5 protein-coding genes are annotated in these 2,542 nt (G+C 36.5%); all 5 read right to left on the reverse strand.

Translation table 11 applies throughout. From position 1 onward, the window contains the following. Nucleotides 1–510: 510 nt before the first annotated feature. Nucleotides 511–912: a type II toxin-antitoxin system HicB family antitoxin gene (locus AB1349_13625; protein MEW6558365.1), complete on the reverse strand. Its 402-nt coding sequence runs from the start codon at nucleotides 910–912 to the stop codon at nucleotides 511–513. 4 nt (nucleotides 913–916) lie between these two features. Then, entirely contained in the window at nucleotides 917–1,105 is a 189-nt protein-coding gene (locus AB1349_13630) for a type II toxin-antitoxin system HicA family toxin (protein MEW6558366.1), read from the reverse strand. A gap of 128 nt (nucleotides 1,106–1,233) precedes the next feature. Continuing rightward, a complete protein-coding gene (locus tag AB1349_13635; protein MEW6558367.1) occupies nucleotides 1,234–1,701 on the reverse strand; it encodes a hypothetical protein in 468 nt (155 codons plus the stop codon). Between the two features lie 163 nt (nucleotides 1,702–1,864). Beyond that, the gene (locus AB1349_13640) at nucleotides 1,865–2,431 is read right to left on the reverse strand and encodes a hypothetical protein (protein ID MEW6558368.1); all 567 of its coding nucleotides are present in this window, start codon (nucleotides 2,429–2,431) and stop codon (nucleotides 1,865–1,867) included. After that, a partial coding sequence (locus AB1349_13645) for an IS3 family transposase (GenBank protein MEW6558369.1) occupies nucleotides 2,424–2,542 on the reverse strand: 119 nt, incomplete at its 5' end. The genes AB1349_13645 and AB1349_13640, both read right to left, overlap by 8 nt.

Consider the following 2,542-nt stretch of genomic DNA (forward strand, 5'->3'; position numbering starts at 1 on the left):
AATCGACTCCGGTTGCTCTCTACCTGAAAAAAGATATCTGCATATAATAAGGACTAGCCGGGCGCTCCGGGCTTGTTCAACCACCGGATAAGATCGTGGCTACGCACGATCTATCCTTGTTCGTTATGTGCTTTTATTCGATTTAGTTTTTTTTTCTGGGTCCATATTCAGGCAAGCAAGTCCTAATAACCAGCTGATGCCAAAAAAAACAATGAATAACAATATATATATAGATCTTGACGAATAAGATAGAGCGAGAAAGACAAGACTTAAACAGAAAAAAAACAATCCTATTTTTTGTATTATTCTTCCAGTTCTATCTAAGCGCCCCTTCAAGTTTGGTATTAGTAAATATAGTAATGGCTCAAATATCCAAAAAGAAGAAAAAATATCAAGTAATGGAAGGGGCATTTTCTAATTATCTGTTTGTATTTATTTCATGCACATAACGGCAGGGCTTTGCCGCGAGGGAACCGAGTCGACAACAGCCCTTTGTTCGCCATTTTGATTTCATCGATGAGATGACATATATTCAGTAACGGCTTGGCTCAAAAGACCTGAACGTGTTTCTCCATGCTTTTTGGCAAAATAATCTACTGAGTTCAACAATCTTTCCGGCATGGTGATATTGATTCTTTTTGATTTAAGGGACAATTTACTTATATCGACGTCAACGATTGCCCATATACCGTTTTTAAACTCTTTTTTGTCTTTATGCTTTTCAATGGTTGTAGCAACCGGTATAGGTTCAGAATCAAGTAAAATACCCTCAATATGGCATTCTGCGGCTTCTTGGGCATTGGTTAAAGCCTCTTCAACTGTCTCCCCTGCTGAAAAACAACCAGGTAAGTCAGGAAATGTGACACCATAATCTGAATCTTTGTCCTTATGGATTACAACTGGGAATTTCATGGTGTTACCTCCATTGCCAACCAGCCTGCCGGTAAATATTTCGAAGAGTCCCAACAGGGAGGTCTTTCTTGGGATGGGGAACAGTGACCTTACCCGGCCTTTCCGGATGTTTAAATTGATGATGGTCTCCCTTTGTATGATGGAGAATCCAACCGTCACTTTTGAGCCTTTGTATTATTTCCCCACTTTTCATAATGTGTATTATACACACCAATTTGATTGGTTGTCAATCATTTAATAGGACATATCGTATTATGGCGAACGGCTCTGGTGTGGGGCGCGCGGCTGTTTGCGCGTCCCTACCACCAGATGGTTATGTTTTCATAAATTATTTTTAAAAATATTCTCTTTTCCAGTTTTTTCTTTTACCAAATCTATAAATTTTGATTTGTCATTTATCTCAGTTGGAATCCAAACCCCTTTGCCAGAATCAGATTGTAATAAAAAATATTTATATCCTAAAATATTTTTTATTTTAATAGTAGCGATATCATTCCAATTTAGCGATACATACTCGAACCTATTTGAAAACGGGTTGCGGGAAGAGATACCGTTCTTTTCAAGTTTGATTTTATTCATAAACACGCCGATGAGTGCTATAAAAAGACCGAAAGGAATTATTACACTTTCAAAAATAAGGACAGCCTGAAGCATTTTGACATCAAACTGCATGTCATCTGAAATGAAAATGGCAATATACAGAATGACGCCTGCTAATAATGAAAGATTAAATATTGGAACTATTATAGGAGCTATCCTTGCGGAAAATATACTTTGGTCAGTTTTCATCGACTCTTAAAAAACATAACGTCCGCCACCACCGGCGAGCAGGGTTTGCGGACTTCGCTAAAGTGAGTTCAACACCACACTATGCCAAAACAAAGGCAGCCCCGCCCCTGCGAGTCCGTGTGAGTGGCGTTGTTAGACCTTCTCTTTTAATAATAATTCTATATTACTCTAAAAAACCCATCTTTTTTAGCGCTTCTTGTTGCTTTTGATTTCTTTTGTTTAAAATTTTTTGTAAGATTTTTAGATCTGGATTTAAGAAAAATTCTATATTGCTTTCAATATGTTTCTTATACGTGTTTAGGCTTTCGTTTATCAACTGGGGAGTTCCAATTCCCATGTAATTTATCCAACTATCTGTAGCCCCGATTTCGATAAATACTTCAGAAATTCTAAATTTAAATTTTTTCCCTTTTCTATAATTAACTAACAAGTCAATTCCTTCTCTTCCCTGGGTTTGACCGGCAGGAGTATATGCAAATTCAAATTGAATGTCTTCTCTGGTGTATTCATTTGTAATATAAAAAAAATCTGGGATGTTGTCGTAGTTTACCTTTACAACTTTATTAGGCTTTGTATTGAAATCAACAATTCCTGTTTCATTAGAAAAATTATACTCAGTTTTTAAAAAATTAAACAATATATCTGAAGTTGTAAGGAAATATTCAATAAGTTTTGGTATTTTAATCTCTGTCAATATTTTTTCTCTTTTTTGGTGGTTGGTCTTACCCACAAAAAGTGGACACGGTTAATTGGTTGTATCGTTGTTCATATTCATGCGGGCTGACATAGCCAATGGCAGAATGGCGCCGCTGCCTGTTGTAGAACATTTCGATATATTCAA

It is taken from the genome of Elusimicrobiota bacterium (genome assembly GCA_040757695.1).
Taxonomy (GTDB): domain Bacteria; phylum Elusimicrobiota; class UBA8919; order UBA8919; family UBA8919; genus JBFLWK01.

Coding starts and splice junctions, on each gene's coding strand:
- AB1349_13625 (MEW6558365.1), bottom strand. CDS start 912: ATGAAATTCCCAGTTGTAATCCATAAGGACAAAGATTCAGATTATGGT.
- AB1349_13635 (MEW6558367.1), bottom strand. CDS start 1,701: ATGAAAACTGACCAAAGTATATTTTCCGCAAGGATAGCTCCTATAATA.
- AB1349_13630 (MEW6558366.1), bottom strand. CDS start 1,105: ATGAAAAGTGGGGAAATAATACAAAGGCTCAAAAGTGACGGTTGGATT.